16 protein-coding genes and 1 tRNA gene are annotated in these 16604 nt (G+C 43.8%); 10 read left to right on the forward strand and 7 right to left on the reverse strand.

The annotated features are described in order from the left end of the window. Nucleotides 1–34 precede the first annotated feature (34 nt). Nucleotides 35–979 carry a hypothetical protein gene (locus H6G40_RS06665; RefSeq protein ID WP_190537445.1) on the reverse strand — a complete coding sequence of 315 codons (945 nt, stop codon included), beginning with the start codon at nt 977–979 and terminating at the stop codon, nt 35–37. Between the two features lie 189 nt (nt 980–1168). Here H6G40_RS06665 and H6G40_RS06670 point away from each other — a divergent pair, with 189 nt between their 5' ends. Beyond that, nucleotides 1169–2125, forward strand: a complete 957-nt coding sequence (locus H6G40_RS06670) for a glycosyltransferase family 2 protein (RefSeq protein WP_123230889.1) — start codon at nt 1169–1171, stop codon at nt 2123–2125. A 70-nt stretch (nt 2126–2195) separates the two neighbouring features. On the opposite strand, the gene H6G40_RS06675 is transcribed toward H6G40_RS06670, so the two are convergent. Both H6G40_RS06675 and H6G40_RS06680 read right to left on the reverse strand, forming a co-directional pair. Further along, nucleotides 2196–3389, reverse strand: coding sequence for a glycosyltransferase family 2 protein (locus H6G40_RS06675; RefSeq protein ID WP_069474110.1), 1194 nt, complete (start codon nt 3387–3389; stop codon nt 2196–2198). Between the two features lie 9 nt (nt 3390–3398). Next, nucleotides 3399–4334, reverse strand: coding sequence for a glycosyltransferase (locus tag H6G40_RS06680; protein ID WP_002733992.1), 936 nt, complete (start codon nt 4332–4334; stop codon nt 3399–3401). Between the two features lie 316 nt (nt 4335–4650). On the opposite strand from H6G40_RS06680, the gene H6G40_RS06685 reads away from it, so the two are divergent. The 4 genes from H6G40_RS06685 to H6G40_RS06700 all read left to right on the forward strand — a co-directional run bounded on the left by H6G40_RS06685 (nt 4651) and on the right by H6G40_RS06700 (nt 8926). Beyond that, nucleotides 4651–5667 carry an Npun_R2821/Npun_R2822 family protein gene (locus tag H6G40_RS06685; RefSeq protein WP_002734110.1) on the forward strand — a complete coding sequence of 339 codons (1017 nt, stop codon included), beginning with the start codon at nt 4651–4653 and terminating at the stop codon, nt 5665–5667. A gap of 17 nt (nt 5668–5684) precedes the next feature. Beyond that, nucleotides 5685–6635, forward strand: a complete 951-nt coding sequence (locus H6G40_RS06690) for a glycosyltransferase family 10 domain-containing protein (RefSeq protein ID WP_069474046.1) — start codon at nt 5685–5687, stop codon at nt 6633–6635. A gap of 190 nt (nt 6636–6825) precedes the next feature. Then, nucleotides 6826–7971, forward strand: a complete 1146-nt coding sequence (locus tag H6G40_RS06695) for a glycosyltransferase (RefSeq protein ID WP_002733396.1) — start codon at nt 6826–6828, stop codon at nt 7969–7971. Between the two features lie 277 nt (nt 7972–8248). Continuing rightward, the gene (locus H6G40_RS06700) at nt 8249–8926 is read left to right on the forward strand and encodes a Uma2 family endonuclease (protein WP_002733121.1); all 678 of its coding nucleotides are present in this window, start codon (nt 8249–8251) and stop codon (nt 8924–8926) included. 311 nt (nt 8927–9237) lie between these two features. Here the strand turns inward: H6G40_RS06700 and H6G40_RS06705 are convergent. Continuing rightward, nucleotides 9238–9320: transfer RNA gene (locus H6G40_RS06705), tRNA-Leu, on the reverse strand. Between the two features lie 73 nt (nt 9321–9393). Between H6G40_RS06705 and lgt the strand changes: the two genes are divergently transcribed. Both lgt and H6G40_RS06715 read left to right on the forward strand, forming a co-directional pair. After that, nucleotides 9394–10245 (forward strand): prolipoprotein diacylglyceryl transferase, encoded by an 852-nt coding sequence (lgt, locus tag H6G40_RS06710; protein WP_069474045.1) that lies wholly within the window; start codon nt 9394–9396, stop codon nt 10243–10245. 12 nt (nt 10246–10257) lie between these two features. Further along, nucleotides 10258–11208, forward strand: coding sequence for a branched-chain amino acid ABC transporter permease (locus tag H6G40_RS06715; RefSeq protein ID WP_069474044.1), 951 nt, complete (start codon nt 10258–10260; stop codon nt 11206–11208). 6 nt (nt 11209–11214) lie between these two features. Here the strand turns inward: H6G40_RS06715 and H6G40_RS06720 are convergent, their stop codons facing one another. The 3 genes from H6G40_RS06720 to H6G40_RS06730 all read right to left on the reverse strand — a co-directional run bounded on the left by H6G40_RS06720 (nt 11215) and on the right by H6G40_RS06730 (nt 13655). Beyond that, entirely contained in the window at nt 11215–12213 is a 999-nt protein-coding gene (locus H6G40_RS06720) for a Gfo/Idh/MocA family protein (RefSeq protein WP_002734189.1), read from the reverse strand. A gap of 229 nt (nt 12214–12442) precedes the next feature. Beyond that, nucleotides 12443–12718, reverse strand: a complete 276-nt coding sequence (locus tag H6G40_RS06725; RefSeq protein ID WP_002733655.1) for a hypothetical protein — start codon at nt 12716–12718, stop codon at nt 12443–12445. Between the two features lie 379 nt (nt 12719–13097). Continuing rightward, nucleotides 13098–13655 carry a DciA family protein gene (locus tag H6G40_RS06730; protein WP_002733675.1) on the reverse strand — a complete coding sequence of 186 codons (558 nt, stop codon included), beginning with the start codon at nt 13653–13655 and terminating at the stop codon, nt 13098–13100. A 328-nt stretch (nt 13656–13983) separates the two neighbouring features. Here H6G40_RS06730 and H6G40_RS06735 point away from each other — a divergent pair, with 328 nt between their 5' ends. From H6G40_RS06735 to H6G40_RS06745, 3 genes are all read left to right on the forward strand, one after another. Further along, entirely contained in the window at nt 13984–14874 is an 891-nt protein-coding gene (locus H6G40_RS06735; protein WP_069474043.1) for a hypothetical protein, read from the forward strand. Between the two features lie 22 nt (nt 14875–14896). Then, complete coding sequence (locus tag H6G40_RS06740; protein ID WP_002734761.1) at nt 14897–15553, forward strand: PspA/IM30 family protein; 657 nt, start codon at nt 14897–14899, stop codon at nt 15551–15553. A gap of 208 nt (nt 15554–15761) precedes the next feature. Beyond that, entirely contained in the window at nt 15762–16538 is a 777-nt protein-coding gene (locus H6G40_RS06745) for a PspA/IM30 family protein (RefSeq protein ID WP_002794189.1), read from the forward strand. Nucleotides 16539–16604: the final 66 nt, after the last annotated feature.

The following is a 16604-nucleotide window of genomic DNA, read 5'->3' on the forward strand; positions in this document are numbered from 1 at the left end:
TTTAATGTTCTGATAGCCTTGGGATGATTCAGAGCTAAACCCACAGGTCAAAAATTAAATCATAAAATCCCGCTTGTTTGGCTGGAAAATCGCCCCTTTCTATCCTAGCAATAATTGATGGTAAAGCTGCGATGAAAGCAGGGCTTCTCTCTTTCGGGTGTAGACTCCAAGCTCTAGGGTTGGTGAGGTTAATCCTCAGATAATCCGTCTGTTTGAGCTTCTCAGAAACCATAATTTCCCAAGAATCTAATTTTCCCTTTCCAGTCCAGATATTTAGGGCTGTTTTCATCCCTTCTGACCAATTTTTTACAAACTGCTGCCGATATTCATTATACCAGATGATAGGCAGGGGTAATAACTCATCAAACCGGTTACATTTGAGCAAATATAGGCGACTTCCAAAATATTTAAATTCATAAAAACCTTGAGGATTTAATTTGCCCGTATCTGATTCAAAAAACTTACCATCAGAGGTGGGCGGTCCTGTCATAGGACGGACAAACATAATCCGAGGATTTGCTTCCATCAGATCAATTCCTTCAGCAATCCATTTGTAGCCTGGCTCTTGGTACATCATCATATCGCTATCAAAATGCAGCAGATAGTCACTCTGACATTCTTCTATCTTAAAAATCGAGCCAAGGATCGGATAGCCTTTATAGTTATGAGTAGGTTTTATGGCACTGCCGAAATGTTTTAGATATAATCGTTCTTGATACCTGGAATCGTAATTAAAATCTACAATCCGGTCAACCACACCCTTGTGCAGCAAAGTTTGTGCACATTGGCGTAAGTCTTCCATCGTACCAATACCAGGACGATCAACTTTTTCCCCACTTAAAGCAGCCGTGTCTATGGCTAACACTTTTTCTTGAAAGGGAAAATTACACATCTTAACTATATGGGGGATAGTAAGCATCATAAATGGTAAGTCAGTCCGCGCTACAAAAAACCAAAGCGAACAAGTAGGAGATGCCATTAATCTTGCCTCTAACCATTTAGATACGGGACGGGGCTTATTATAACATCTTCACAGCTTTTTTACCCCTTTTGGCAGTTTAAACCCCACCCCAGTTCCTAGTCTTATAGAGTTAGTTGACAAGACTGGGATTTGTGAGGTAATTTTTTAGAAGATGCCCAACTGGGACGATTGATCTCTAAGTATTTTATGACTTTCCCCTTTGTCTCAATTATTATTCCTGTTTTTAATGATGTAGAGGGTCTGAAAACTTGCCTAGAAGCTCTTGAGCGACAAATGTATCCTACGGACGATTGGGAGATCGTTGTTGTCGATAACGGGCCCGATGATAGCATTAAAGATTGCGTGGCTCGATTTCCTCGAGCCTCTTATCTGGTAGAAACCATCCCCACGCAATTTGCTGCCCGCAACACGGGGATTAGGGAATGCCGGGGTGAAATCATTGCTTTTACTGATGCTGACTGCCTTCCCGATGCCCACTGGCTGAGAGAGGGGGTAGAGGATTTGGTCAATACTCCTAATTGTGGTTTGGTTGCAGGTCATATTGAGGTTTTTCCCGAAATCGAAGGCAAAGCCAACGCGGTTGAGCTTTTTGAGATGATTACAGCTTTACCCCAAGAAGAATTAGTTACGAAGATGAAATTTGGCGCAACTGCTAATATTTTTACTTTTAAACAGATTTTTGAAACCGTAGGATTTTTCAATCTCTCTCTTCCCTCGGGAGGAGATTTAGAATGGGGACGGCGAGTTAGTAGCGCAGGTTATCAAGTAGTTTATGCCCCAAAAGCCCTAGTCAAACATCCTGCTCGCAAAACTTGGCCTTCCTTAAGGTCTAGAACCATAAGGGTCATGGGGGGATTGCATCAGATCAATTTAATCAGTTACCCCCATCGGTCTAATTTAAACCGTTTCCGGGGCTTAATCGGTGATATTTGGCGAGATTGGCCTAACCTGAACGATCTTCTGGCTATCTACAAAGATGCCAGAATTCCCAACCAAAGCGATCGGATCAAGGTGGTCTTGGTTACTTTAGCGGTAAAGTGGACAAGGATTTCTGAGAAAGTTAGGCTGTTTTTAGGGGGAGGATTAAAGACGGACTACAATAGAGATTTACAAGCAGTGGGTATTAAGTCAGAAAATATTTGATCTATAGGGGTTTTCCTTAGCCTGAAGTCAGTTCTTATACCCTCTCTTTAGGAATCGGCAGAGGAGTTGTTTACGTCTTATTTAGGTTTGCCAGAGCTGATAACTTTTGCTTAATTTTAATCAGGATAGTTTTTATTTTACTCTTGAATAGATTAGAATTTTTGGTAGATCTTTGAATTTGCGTGATTAAATTTTCTGCTATCTTAATCCTCAACAACTTGGCCGTATCTTCAGAGATTTTATTTTCTAGGTAACTTAGCGCATTGCCTAAGGCATCATCTTGAAAATCTGGACAAAAAATGTTAGGGTTTCCTTGCACTCGACTGACGAAAATGAGCCCCTTAATATAGGCAGTTGCTAGAGTTTCTAAATCTAAATCAGATGGCACAAAGTATTGCAAGATATCTTGGAGAGTCTCCTCACCTTCTGCCGCCGCTAAGGCGACACCATAGTTAAAAAAAACGGCTCGATTACGGAGTTGATTGTAGTAAGAAATATCAATGGGGGGATGGACGTTTTCTAGCTGAATCAGGCGCGGATCTTCCTTGGTTAAGCAATCCAAAACCTGTAATATCCCTTTTAAGACCCTGAGTCCTTGCCGACTATGAGAGCTACAATTCTGACGGTATTGAGCTAAAAAATCAGGTATATGCAGCAATTTCTGACGGGATCTGGCGAAGCGAATCCAGATATCCCAGTCTTCACCCCCCGCAGTACCATCGAAATTGAACCAGCCTACTTTTTGCAGAGACTGGGAGCGGATCATAATGCCCGCAATCCCCCCCCAAGTATTGTGTTCCAGAATATTGGGCCAGCTAGGAACTTCACTTTGATCGAGCTGGCCTAGTATAGTCTGGCCATCTTCCGCCATCATCCAAACGTTAGAGGCCACAGCGGCTGCTTCAGGGTTTTTGCTTAAGCTTTCTACACACTTGGCCATCATTGACGGAGCGAGCAGATCATCGGCATCTAAAGTGATTAGAAATTCGCCCCTGATCAAAGCGCTGCCGTTTTTCCTGGCCGCTACTTGCCCCTGTTGTTCTTGATATAAATACTTAATCCGCTGGGGATATCTCTGGGTATATTCTTGGGCTACCTGATGGGTGTTGTCGGTGGAGCCATCATTGACAATAATTATCTCATAGTTTTGATAAGATTGTCTCAAAACAGATTCCACTGCTTGAGCAAGTAAGTGTCCATGCTGATAACAGGGAATTAATACGGAAACTTTGCCGAGCTCAAAAATGGGATCGTTCTCTAGCATATCTTGCACTCATAGGGGTTTATTCTCGGGTTTGCCTAATAAACCTTTGAGTTTTTTACTTAGCCTACTTTTCCAAGTGCGGAAAATTGTGGTCAGGTGATCGCGGATCACATATTGCCAGCGCCAGGGCCAAGATAAATTTTTCAGCCTGTACTTAAGAAACAGATCGCGATTGGGCATATTTGGCCCGTGACCAAAGCCTGCCCAGTGGGTATATAGTATTCTTTTCCCATTTACCTTGTGAGTATTATCGGCAAACTCTATCTTGAATTTTGCCCACTCGGAGCCCAGATCTGGGATAGCCTCAGTAATGGCTTGGGTTTTCAGCCCCTTAATATCCACACAGTAGTTGACAAAAGGCTGGACAATACAATTATCAGCAAAATGCTGTCTGATTGTGGCTGCTTGTTCAGCCAACTCTTGAATATCATCTAGGCTAAAAGCTCCCCGGGAAGATATAAAAGAGCCTGCGTTGAAACCATTTGCCCTATACTCTCGGATCATTTTATCTCTAAACTCCCCCTCTTTATAGACCTGATCGAATATACCCCTATAGTAGTACATAAATTCTAATTCAGAGTTGATATAGGTTCGGAACAGCTCTTGCAAGCTATCTAAAACAATAATGTCAGAATCTAGAAAGATAAAATGCTCTAGGGGTCCCCAGAAGATGGAAAAAATACGAAATCTGTGATTATGTATATCGTCGATACCCCTTACTTTTGCTCCCACTCCATCTAATAGCTCCAAGTTTATATCGCGATAAAAATTGAAATTGTATTTCTGAGAAATTTTACTTAGTTGGGATATATTATCATTAAAAGGTATAACATATAGAGGGCATTCAGGCTCATAGGCCCTGAGACTTTCTAAGAAAGGAATCATCCATTCCAAAACCTGATCATTAGCTAAACAGTATATACCTACTTTTCCAAGCGTCTTCATGGGTTAAGATTTATCAACGAGTTTCCGCTATTCTACTCAGGGAAACTTTTCTTGTCAATCTCAGGGAAAAGGAAAATCCTCAACGCTTACGGTCAAGTAAATTGTGGCCAGGGCTACAAGTCCGTCAAGATACAACAATTTCACCGCCAAGGATAAAGTTAGTATTTTGTTCCTTTCCTGTTCCCTCCTTTCAAGCCACGAGGACTCTAAGGACAGGCAATATCTCAACCTAATTCGTTGCTAGGTCTTGCCGGAGCCGGTCTCTAAATCGGTTAACTGTGATATAAATACTTTTAGATGGGAGCAGTAAAAACTTATGAGCAACGGAATCTGTACTTTGGCTAACGATCGGGTTTACGATCAGCTAGTGGCTCTGCTGAATAGCATTGAGGCGAATGGGGGAAAAGACTTACCAGTTTGTGTCTACCCCTACGATGACCAAACCGAGGAAATTGCCAAGTTAATCGCTCAACGCCCCCAAGTTGAACTGTATCGCGAGCGGGAGTCGATGGAGAGGTGGGATAATTTTGCCAAAGCAGCCTGGGATTCCCATCCTACAGCCCGCATCAGGTGGCAGCAAGCGGGAAGCAATGGCTATCATCGTTTTGGTACCCATCGTCGCTACTGTGCCTTTGACGGCCCCTTTGACCGATTTGTCTATATGGACGCGGATACCTTACTTTTGTCTCCCATAGACTATTTCTGGGAAAAGCTAGACGATTATGATTGTGTTATCTACGATTATCAGTATAAAGATCCCTCGCACGTCTATGAAGTTAGTTCGCCAAAGTTACTGAAAATATTCTCCGAAGAACGGATCAAAAAAGAGATTTTCTGTTCAGGAATCTATGCTTCTAAAAAAAACTTATTTGAGGAAGAAAAGAGAAATTGGATTCTGGAACAATTGCGTTCGGGAGAGTCAGAGATTATCTATCCCATGGCAGTGGATCAACCTCTTCTAAACTACATGATGATGAGAACAGGTACTTCTATATACAATTATGCTTTGAATACTCCTCCAGAAAAGAGAGTAGGTAACTGCGTTACCGATCCCAAATTTGTCGAAAAAGATAATTTATTGTATGATAAAGGATATAGGTTAATTTACCTTCATTATATTGGGATTTCAAGCAGTTTCTTTACTAGATGTTGCCAGGGAGAAAATATAGATTTTCCCTATCGCAGTTTATTTTTATATTATCGCTATCTCTACGAACCTGAAAATTATCCTCAATTTAAATCCAGTCCTGTCTGGTACAATCAACCTAAAAGTTTAGGAAAAAGAATGAAGGAAAAATTACAGAGAATAGCCCGTAAAGTTTTTTCTAACTAATAACAAGAGGTTAATTTGTGACAGAAAAAATAGTAGGTATGCTCAGCAGCTATCCCAATTTAAATCAGGGAGATTGGCTATGGAAACAAACTCCTTATTCCATGGGAGTTTGGGGTAATATTTCCATGCAAGCTAACGCTCCTGAGCCAGATTACTTGTTACTTTATCAGTTTGATTTTCCGGAACCAAAGAAAGAGCAAGGCGGCTGGAAAAATTGGCTCAAAAAACCAGTAAAGCAACAGCAGGCACTTCCATCTATTTTGGGGAGAGTTCCCAAGGAACGCATTATCTATCTCTTAAGAGAACCGCCCTTACCAGAAGTGTTATCGACCAATCTGGAAAATTACCGCATCGCCAGCGAGTATTGTGGCTATGTATCAGGTCCGGATGATTACGCGCCTCAACCATACTATATGCCTGCCGACTGGCACATAAGCAACAGCTTTCGAGATCTGGCCGATTTGCCCTGTCCGGAAAAAATTCGCCTCTGCTCTTGGATTACCTCTGGAACTACCCGCACAGCCAATCATCGCCACCGTTTGTCCTTTATGCAGCTAATCAAAGATAACGAACTTCCTTTCGATTTTTATGGGCGAGGTTTGCCGGACTGGACGGGTTCGAGAGGCTCGGTACAAAATAAATGGAATGTCCTAGCTCCCTACTACTACAATCTGGCCATAGAAAACTACGCACAGAGTAGGTGGTATATCAGCGAAAAGCTCTGGGATCCGCTATTAGCTTGGTGTCTACCTATTTATTACGGTGGAGCGGATGCAGAGAAACTATTGCCACCGAAAAGTTTCTTACGCCTGCCCAGTTTGGATCAAAAAGGAGTTGATTATTTGCGAGAGGTCACTTCTAGTTTGGATGCTTGGCACGAAGCGAAAGAAGCGATCGCCGAAGCGAGGCAAGTTATCCTGTACGAGCTAAATCTACTTAACTGGCTCTCTAATTTCGTGGTATCCTAAATGCCAATGGTTCTCTTCGGTTTTGTTGGCAAATTGTTCTATATGATGCCTATTAGCCGCAACTATGAATGCTCCTAAATCAGGACGAAAACTGGGACGGTAGGGACAGAAGGTGTTTTCCTGAGTACAGGATAAACAAGAGAGCCAAGCAATTGTTAAAACAAGTATTTCGTATATTGGTGGTTAAAAAATGCTGAAAAAAACTATTGGAGTCTATATGCCCTATTTTATGGGAGGAGGTGCTGAATCTGTGGCTCTCTGGATACTAGAAGCCTTAAAAGAAAAATATGACTTAACTCTTTTCACCTTTTACTATCCAGACTGGGAAAAGCTAAATAAGTTGTATGAAACATCCCTCAGTCCCAAAGAAGTTAAAGTTGTTTCTGTATTACCAAAAAGTTGGCAAGGCATCTCAGAGTTTCTCATCAGTAATAATCCTCATTTTCGGCAGATATCCATTCATTTAAGCCTGCGTTATTTAAAAGAAAGAGCCAAAAATTATTCCTTGGTGATATCAGCTTGTAATGCGGCCGATCTAGGCGTACCAGGAATCCAATATATCAATTGGGTTAAAGTCCTTGAAGGTGGTAAAATACACCAGAATATGCCCTACCTAAATATCTCCAATTTTTCTGTAGATAACCTCAAAAAGAATCTGTCTATTTCTAACTCTTTTGATGTAGCCAAAGCAGTCAAAGAAGTTTACGGGCTTGATAGTACCGTTATCTATCCCCCAGTGGTCATTCCCGTTAAGGATATTGCTCGGGAGCAAAAAGAGAATGCTTTTATAATTAGCGGTAGGTTAACAGTAGATAAAAGTCCAGATTTCGGCATTAAAGTCTTAAAAGCAGTGCGGGAGAGAGGATTTTCTATCAAACTCCATATAACTGGGGGCGCTGGGGGAGCTTTTAATAAAAAGTATCAACACTATATTGAACAATTGGTAGCTGAAAATTCCGACTGGATTCAACTGTATAAGGATCTTCCCTATGCAGATTATTGTAATATACTGTACAAATGTAGGTATGGTATCCATCCCAAGAAAGACCAGTTTGGTATCTCCGTAGCCGAAATGGTGAGAGCAGATATCATTCCCTTTGTACAGAAAATAGGAGGTCAAACTGAAATCGTCGGTAAGCACAATACAGAATTGCAATTTAACAGTATGGAAGAAGCAGTAGAAAAGATTATTGCAGTAATTAGTAATGAAAAGAAACAGGAAGAGCTTTTAATGTCCCTCTCCCATCAAAAGTCTCTTTTTTCATCAGAGAAATTTCAAAGGGAAATCAGTCAATTTGTAGATAATTATTTCTCTGACAACGTTTCCGAAACCTAGGCAAGAGATTCTAACGCTTGCACATACTATGTGACTACATCATCCCAAGTCCACAGGCGTTTCGTCGGGAGCATCTCACTTGTGCAACAAGTATTAATGCTTATGGCTGTCAAAAACTATAAAACCTTGAACTTTAAACCCCAACTAAGTTGAGACCCGTAGTTTTTCCTCCTCTATTTTAAGATGAGTTTTACTCCATAAGTGATCGGCCAAAACGAGAGGCACGCTATATTGATCACTATTCTAAAATGGAAGCAGGGGATTTTTGCTTGAATCTATGACTGTAACACTGCTCGCACCACCGGCTGAAATAATTCACCTGTCCGGGATTAGCTGGAAAACCTACGAAACGCTGCTCGCCGAAATGAGCGATCGCCGTCTCCGGCTGACCTACAATCGTGGCAATTTAGAAATCATGGCTCCTTCGACCGGACACGAATTTAGTAAAACCCTCATCGGTCGCTTTGTCAAAACCCTAGCGGAAGAATCAGCAGTCCCGATTTATCCCCTCGGTTCTACCACCTTTAAACGCCCTCAATTAAGGGGTGCAGAACCCGATGAATGTTTTTATATTGATAATATTGAGGCGGTTCGGGGGAAAAAGCGACTGGACTTAAATGAAGACCCACCACCGGATTTAGTCATAGAAATTGATGTCACCAGCAGTTCTCAAAATCGCCTTCAGGTTTATGCAGATCTAGGCGTGGCAGAGGTTTGGGTTTATAATGGGGAATCTCTGGTTATCCAACAATTACAAAATGGCAGTTATATCACCTCCCCAACCAGTCAATTTTTTATAAATATTCCTATTTCAGAGATTGCTATATTTTTACAACAAGCTGAGACATTGGATTACCTAGAGTTAGTAAAAGCATTTGGGACTTGCGCTTTGATAATGTACCTTTTGGGCGAACGCAGTTCGCCCCTACATTGTGGACAAAATCGGTTACTGTAGGGGCGCAAAGCTTGCGCCCTCCGATCGATCAGCAAACCTGATCGATCGGAGGGCGAGAGCCTTCGAGAGCCCCCGCAGCTAAGGGACTTGCGCTTTGATAATATGCCATCTGGCTGGTCTGATTCTTCTACAGAGCGATTTTCTGGCTGGGATATTATTCCCACGCAAGTCCCTTTCGGAATTGGGTAAGAAGTCAGTTGAAAAAATAAATCTGAACTGGAGTCTCAAAAATGGGAACTAACAACTTTTCCTTTTTGGGTCGTTGGTCGTCAATACCAAATCAGGTTACACCTCATCGACCCAAAGGTTAATGCGGATGGAGGGACTCGAACCCACACATCGAAAAGATACTAGAACCTAAATCTAGCGCGTCTACCAATTCCGCCACATCCGCAAATATGTCACCTTACCCTATCATAGCATAAGATACTATAGGAAAGATAAAATTTTTTATTCTTAATAATTTTATGCTCTTAGGTTTTGTCTTTCAGTCTCCCGGCCCCGTCCTCTGGGAGATCGGACCAATTTCGGTGCGCTGGTATGGATTTCTCATCGCTATGGCGGTATTATTGGGTGTCACCCTCTCCCAGTACCTAGCTCAAAAAAGAGCGATCGATCCCGATTTAATCGCTGATTTGGCCATTTGGTTAGTAGTGGGGGCCATACCTGCAGCCCGTTTGTACTATGTTCTCTTTCAGTGGCAAGAATACGCGCAAAATCCTGCCGATATTATCGCCATTTGGAAGGGAGGTATCGCTATTCACGGGGCAATTATCGGGGGTTTGCTGGCAGCCCTAATCTTTGCTCGCATTAATCGGGTTTCTCTTTGGCAATTGCTCGATCTGGTGGCCCCTTCCGTCATTCTCGGTCAAGCGATTGGACGTTGGGGTAACTTTTTTAATTCGGAAGCTTTTGGCAGTCCGACTAATTTACCTTGGAGGTTGTTTATTCCTCCCGCTAGTCGTCCTTTAAAATATATCACCGTCGATTATTTTCACCCCACCTTTCTCTACGAATCTATCTGGAATCTGGGAGTTTTTGCCCTACTCATCTATCTATTTTTCTGGGGTTTAAAACACCCTAGTAAATTAAAAATTGGCACCCTTACCCTAGTCTATTTTATCGCCTACAGTCTTGGTAGATTCTGGATCGAAGGACTACGCACCGATAGTTTAATGTTTGGGCTTTTGAAAATGGCGCAAATAATTAGTTTAGTAGCGATCGCTGTTGGTCTTTTCGGTTTATTCTGGTTATATAAACTGCAGCGTCCTTTACCGGATGTGGTGGCGACCGTCAGTTATAATCAAAAGTTACCCTAGCTAACCCTGACAATGGATCTAGTAACAATTTTTCAACAGGTTTTAAACGGTTTATCGATCGGTAGTGTCTATGCTATTTTTGCCCTCGGTTACACTTTGATTTTTTCCATTCTAGGAATTATCAATTTTGCCCATGGCGCAATTTTTACCCTCGGCGCCTATTTTACCTATGCTCTAACGGGGGGAGTTTTCGGTTTTAATGGTCTATTAGCTAATGCCAAATTACCCTTTTCTTTACCCTTTTTTTTAGCACTTTTGCTAGGCTGTATCCTTTCAGGTTTCACCTCGGTTCTTCTGGAAAGATTAGCCTTCAAACCCCTCCGGGTAAGGGGTTCCGATTCTCTCTTAACTCTGGTTTCTAGTCTAGGGGCAGCCGTGGTAATTGTCAATGTTATTCAATACTTATTCGGAGCAGAAATTTATACTTTTCCCGATGATATTTATGGCAATCTTCCCCCCGCAATTAATTTTGGTACAGCCGATCGCCCCGTGGCAATTCGCACAATTCAGATTATTATTTTTCTGGTTTCAGCAGTTATGGTGGCTTTACTAACTTATTGGGTTAATTTTACCAAAATGGGCAAAGCTTTACAAGCAGTAGCTGAAGATGTCATCACGGCCAGTTTGTTGGGGATCAATCCCGAAAAATTTATCGTGATTACCTTTTTTATTAGTGGTGCCTTGGCAGGTTTAGCAGGAACTTTAGTCGGTTCTAGTGTTAGTATTGCCGGTCCATATTTCGGTATTGCTTTCGGATTAAAAGGTTTAGGAGTGATTGTTTTAGGGGGATTGGGAAGTATCCCCGGAGCAGTAATCGGTGGTTTATTATTGGGTATTGCCGAAGCTTTTGTTCCCGCAGAATATTCCGGTTATCGAGAAGCGATCGCTTTTGCTATTCTCTTTATTATGTTGTTAGTTCGTCCCCAGGGTTTACTAGGCAGAAAGTTAATTCAAAAAGTCTAATTCGGTTTAATTGTCCGCGAGAAAAACTGTTTTTCCCAACAAAGAAGATTGATAGGCAGCGTAGGCCACTTCTAGGGCATAAAAACTGGCTTGGGGAGTAACATAAAGAGGAGACCGATCGAACAGATAATCTAGCACCATGGCGGTATCTTTAGCAAAAAGACCACGACGGGTTTCCACTTCTAAAACTTGGCTACCTTCACTATTAATTAACTGCCCTTTTTCCCCTTCAAAAATTAAGCTGCCCCCCTCACCATGAATAGTGAAAGTTCGCTCATTTTGCCAAAAAACTTCGCCTTTGCCGTAGGTAACTTCGGCAATTAAGCCATTTTTAAATAATAACTGCGCCTCACACAAACAGGCCAGAAAATAATCGGATTCCGGGGCATTCCAATAACGACAATGACAGGATACGGACTCCACTTCCCCAAATAAATTAGTAAAGCGATGGATACGAGAAAGGGCAGCAATCAAAGGAAACCCGAATAAATCCCGATGAAATGTCCAGCGCCGGGGTGCTGGTCTGCCGGGGGCGATTGTGGTATAACGGGCTAGGTGGATATTGCCGAGGCTGTCTAAATACTGCTGTTGGGTTTGATGCAGTCCCCCCAAAAGTTCAATATGTTCGACGTGCAGTAATTTGTTCTCGGTTTCGGCTAGGGTGATTAATTCTGCTGCCGCTGCCGGGTGAAAAGCCAGAGGATACTCGACGATAACGTGCTTACCAGATTTTAAGGCAGTACGGGCGATCGAGGCATGGGCCTGATTAACGTTGGCAATGACAATCAGATCGAGATCAGGATGACTGGCCAGGCTTATTGCCGAATCTAGGGCAGAAATTTGGTATTTTTGCGAGAAATTAACGATCGATTCGGGACTATTACCGCTAAAATACAGAAGCTGGGCGCGATCGTCGGCTTGCAAGCTTTCAGCGCGACGTTGAGCGGCGAACCCTGTGCCAACTATACCAATTTTTAAGGGACGATGAGAAGTCATCAGGGGCATTCTGGCGACATTAATTATCGGGAAGTGGGGTGTGGGGTGCGGGGTGCGGGGAGAATAAATAAAAACAATCTCCTGACTCTTGCCGACTGCCTCTTGCTTTTCCCAGCTTTATCTTAGCAATCAACTCATCTATTATCTCAAAAATAGCGCCCTGAAAGATGTGGGAGGGTGAATTCATATTTTTAATGGGCAACGCCAATTTTTTGCTCCTGTTTAGGCCCTAGATATTCTAAACCGCCATCGGTTGTCGGGGAGCATGACGACTAGGGGAAACCACTACGGGAGTGGGCGACACTGCACAGGTTAATTCTAGAGACTGTTCTAAACTAACCACCCGATTGAGTTCTTGCCATTCAGTGCCAAAAGGAGGCATCGCTAGAGCGCAGGCTTTCCAATGAGCTTCGACGGGAACATCTAGTTGTTGACAAGTGCCACCGCGCCGACCTTGGGTTTGATAGTATCGGCAGTATCGACAGGAAGAAGTAAGAAAGTTTGCGGCTTGCATGGGTTGGCTTTAAAAGGAAGATGATTATAAGGAACTCAAGGGATGACTCTCTTTTCGCTCTGTGTAATATTGTCCTACCCCGTGCCAAGGGTATTTTCCTGACTAGCATAGCTAGGACTGATACGCCATATAGTTTTTAGTGATCCCCAAAAAAAATTTTGTTTTTAGAATCTTTTAATAGTTACTTTGCAAAAAGCAGCACTGTCTCAAAACAGAGGAGTTAAACTCAGTTGTGGCCGAGGTTATCGGCTCTGGTATCGGCGATAACAAAGCGGGGATCAAGCCTTAGCCGAATAGAATTGATGAATACAGGTTCAATTAAGACAGAAAAGATCGGCCAATTGATTCCCGACTCAAAAGCACTCTTTCCACAAGACTATTAAGAAATTGAATCTTTTACCCCGCCCGACTGGGCAAAACAAAAAGCACAACATTGCCAACGCTCAAGCTCTCCGGAGGGACTGGGAGACTGACAACGAGGACAAATTGGCCAGGATCGGGTTCTATGAACTATTTTCTGGCTCCAACTCTCTAAACTGTCCGGTTGCCGGGGATTTTCTGGCGGTTTTTCCGGGGTGACATAACTAGGATGATCTCTCAGGGATTTAGGTGCGATCGCTTCTGGAGGAATTAACTGACTATCTTGCTGCCAACGGGCAGCAGAAAAGCGGATATCGCCCAAGGGAGTCTCTAACTGACTATTAAGCCGTTTTAATAAGCTATAGCGTTGTAAAGACAATTCCTGTGCTAAAGCGGCGCTACTGGTAGCCACCGATAAAACCCCGCGATTGAGGGAAAAAGGCCGAGTTTGCTCCAACAGACGGGGATTAATAATTTTTGGCCATAATTGCAGCACTTGCTCATAGTGGCGATATTCTTCCCAACCCGCCTGTTGAGTAATAACCGCTAAAATTTTGTCAAGAGAATGTAAAGACATCTGGAAAATCTAGAGAGTACCACGTTAGACTAGGACGAAAAAAACCCTAAGTAGCTGGTTATAATTAAATTAAAAATGGATTTTAGGTTCGATCCCCCCTGCCCCCCTTGATAAGGGGGGTGCCGATCCCCCCTTAGTCTCCCCTTGATAAGGGGGGTGCCGATCCCCCCTTAGTCCCCCCTTGATAAGGGGGGTGCCGATCCCCCCTTAGTCCCCCCTTGATAAGGGGGGTGCCGATCCCCCCTTAGTCCCCCCTTGATAAGGGGGGTTTCTGATAATTTTTAACGCCTACCTACTTAACTTTTCAGCATAACCCTATAATACCGTCATGAAATCCGATCGACCCCCATCCTCCCAAGATTTGCCCCTCTCGATCGTCCATCAACCCAGTTCATCCATTGATCCCGCTCAGGAACCAGAATACCTAGAAGCTACTGTCATTAACGTCTATCCCCCAGCTAAAGATGTCTTTTTTACCCCTTGGGGCATCCGGGCAATGGTGATCTTTTTAATTGCTAATAGTCTCCTCAGTCTCAATCAATGGTTAACCAACACCACCCCGAGGAAAGCTGAGACTTCGCTGCTGGGTCAGCACAAAAATAACTCCCGCCACCTCGATCGATTGATAGCGATCGCTCGTCCAGTAGAGAAAACTCCTCAAACCAGTCCGATCGTTAATATTCCCGCTCCTCCCGTTAAAACTAGCCCGATCGCTAACATTCCCGCTCCACCAGTGGTTCAGAGTCCCCCCACCGCCATCAATCTGACTAACGCCCTCTTACCCCCGAATCCGCCACCGTCCCTCATACCCGCCCATCCATTACCCGTCAGTAAGATCCAGCAATCTTTACCCGTCGCCCCCCCGGACCCCAATACCCCGCCCGTATCTTCCCTCGTTTCCCCACCACCGCCACCACCGCCCCAAGTCACCCCCGCCCCCTCTCCGGCGGTCATTAACGAACGAATGTTAGAGGAATTGCGCCAAAGAGAAGAATCACCCGCTAATTTACCCTTTTTTCAACGGGAAAAAGCCCGTCGTCTGGCTAATCAAAACCCACAGGATGCCACGGAGTTAATGAAACAGTTACCGCCAGAATTACAAGCATCCCCTTCTCCCTCTCCCAGTAGTCCGGCACCCCCAGAAACAGCCGATCCCTCCCAGTCCCCCGTCCCTAGTTCTATCATTATTGATAGGAGCGGCACTTCGGTAAACTATTAGGGTTGGTATCGGGAGGACGGTAATGGGTTTGTTTGAGCGCATGGGCCAAGCAATTCGCGCCCAAGTCAATAGTCTGATTCAGGAAAATCAAGATCCGGAAAAACTGCTGGAAAAAGCGATCTTGGCGATGGAAGGGGAATTGATCCAAATGCGACAAGCCCTAGCGGCAGCCGTCGCTACCCAGAAACGCACCGAGCGCCAACGACAACAACAGGAAAAAGCCGCCCAAACTTGGCACGAACGCGCCCAATTAGCCCTACATCACGGTAACGAAGAACTCGCCCGTCAAGCTCTCAGCCAATGGCAAACCTATCAAAGTCAGATCGCCCCCCTACAAACCTCCCTGCAACAACAGACGGCTATTATACAAAAGTTAAAGAAAGAACTCTTGACAATTGAACGCAAATATGCTGAGATGAAAGCACAGAAAAGCCTTTATCTGGCCAGATTGCGATCAGCGAGTGCCAGTCAAAAAGCCCAAGAAATTATGGGCAGTTTGAACAGCAGTCAGATGGGTACTATTTTCGAGAAATTAGAAGCAAAAGTCCTAGAAGCCGAATCCCAAGCCGATTTAATCGGGTATAAAGACCCCTTAGAGCGACAATTCCAAGATTTGGAGGGACAAAAACAAATTGAAGCGGAATTACTCAAGTTAAAACAAGAAAACTTGGATGAGTGATGTGGGGTGTAGGGTGTGGGGTGTGGGGTGTGGGGTGTAGGGTGTGGGGTGTGGGGAGAAAAAAAGCTGTCTCCTGACTCTTGACTCCTAACTCCTATCGCCTATCCTAGCTCTCGTGGTTTATATTAGAGAATAAGCCGTTAGGCAAGATAGGAAATTTTAAGAACAGTTAACTGATTTAGTACACACCGAGAGGAACAAGAGCGTCATGGGTTTATTCGATCGCCTTAGCCGAGTTGTCCGAGCTAACCTCAATGATATGGTGAGCAAGGCTGAAGATCCAGAAAAAATGCTGGAGCAAGCTGTCAGTGAGATGCAAGAGGATCTAGTACAGGTACGTCAAGCGGTTGCTAGAGCGATCGCCGAACAACGACAAACGGAACAAAAATACAGCAAAGACCAGTCAGAAGCCAATAAATGGGAACAAAGAGCCAAATTAGCCCTTGCTAAAGGGGATGAAAATCTCGCCAGGGAAGCTCTTAAACGCAAGAAAGATTGCACGGAAACCGCCGCCATTCTCAAAAATCAACTGGATCAGCAAACGGTACAGGTAGATAGTCTGAGAAAAAACTTGATCGCGCTCGAAAGTAAGATTTCTGAGGCAAAAACCAAGAAAAATATGTTAGTAGCTCGCTCCAGAGCCGCAAAAGCTAACGAAGAACTCCAAAAAACCCTCGGCAGTATCAATACCAGTAGTTCCGTGGGTGCTTTTGAGCGCATGGAAGCAAAAGTTATCGAGTTAGAAGCCAGTAGTCAAGCTTACGGTGAATTGGAGGGCATTGGCATCGAACATCAATTCGCTGCACTAGAAGCGGGTAGCGATGTGGAGGATGAATTAGCAATGCTGAAAGCACAAATGCCTGGCGGAGCATTACCCCCCAGCACAACTTCTAGTCAACCCACTTTACCCCAAGCAACCACCGTCAGGGATTCGGTAGTGGATGCGGAATTAGAGGAATTGCGATCGAAGTTAAAAGAACTGTAAAACTTTGAGAGCGTCGAGACGTACTATCTACGGTACGTCTCTATTTATTAATTTTGTCGTTGAGAT

The organism is Microcystis viridis FACHB-1342 (assembly GCF_014698335.1).
GTDB classification, from domain to species: domain Bacteria; phylum Cyanobacteriota; class Cyanobacteriia; order Cyanobacteriales; family Microcystaceae; genus Microcystis; species Microcystis ichthyoblabe_A.